The sequence below is a fragment of the Butyricicoccus sp. OF10-2 genome, assembly GCF_003481925.1.
GTDB classification, from domain to species: Bacteria; Bacillota; Clostridia; order Oscillospirales; family Butyricicoccaceae; genus Agathobaculum; species Agathobaculum butyriciproducens.
Window position 1 is genome coordinate 1 of the sequence record NZ_QUMC01000066.1, and the last position, 1,014, is coordinate 1,014.

Annotated in this window: 1 pseudogene; it reads right to left on the reverse strand. The window is 58.4% G+C overall.

The annotated features are described in order from the left end of the window. A pseudogene (gene acrA / locus DXB00_RS16100) lies at positions 1–997 on the reverse strand (acryloyl-CoA reductase electron transfer subunit beta); the annotation flags it as partial. Between the last annotated feature and the right edge of the window lie 17 nt (positions 998–1,014).

The window sequence follows — 1,014 nt, forward strand, 5'->3', positions numbered from 1 at the left end:
CCTTAGCAGCCTTGATTGCGTCGATCATCATCGGAACAACCTTGAACAGGTCGCCGCAGATGCCGTAGTCAGCTACGTCGAAGATCGGAGCGGAATCAGACTTGTTAACTGCTACGATGCACTCGGAATCCTGCATACCAGCCTTATGCTGGATAGCACCGGAAATGCCCAGAGCAACGTACAGCTTCGGATGTACGGTCTTGCCGGTCTGACCAACCTGGTGGTCAGCAGACAGCCAGCCGGAGTCGATAGCAGCACGGGAACCGCCAACAACGCCGCCGAACAGGCCAGCCAGCTCTTCAGCCAGCTTGATGCCGGTCTCAACGTCCTTGGAGATACCACGGCCTACAGATACAACTACCTCAGCGCCGGTCAGGTCAACCAGCTCCTTAGCTTCCTTAACAACCTCGAGAACCTTGGTCTTGATGTCAGCCTCGGACAGCTCGAAAGCTACCGGCTCAACAACTACTGCGTTAGCCTTAGCCTCGTTGTACTCGCCCTTCTTCAGTACGCCCGGACGAACGGTAGCCATCTGCGGACGGAAGCGCGGGCAGATAATGGTAGCCATCAGGTGACCGCCGAATGCCGGACGGGTCATCTTCAGGTTGCGGTCCTCGCGGTTCAGAGCATCGATCTGAGCCTGCGGCAGAGTGGAAGCCTCCTGCAGGAATGCAGCGTACTTCTCTACGTCTACGTCGAGGTGGGTGCAGTCTGCGGTCAGACCGGTGTGCAGACGAGCTGCGCAGCGCGGGCCCAGGTCACGGCCAATGTTGGTAGCGGCGATCAGCAGGATCTCCGGCTTCTTAGCCATAACGGTGTCGCACAGAACCTTTGCGTATGCATCGGTGGTGTAGGTCTCGAGCAGGTCGCTCTCGCAAACCAGAACCTTGTCAGCGCCGTAAGCGCCCAGTTCCTTTGCCATCTTCTCGCCTACGCCCTTGCCGCCAAGCAGCAGGCCGCAAACTTCAGTGCCCATGTCGTCTGCCAGCTTGCGTGCTCAGAGATCAGCTCGAG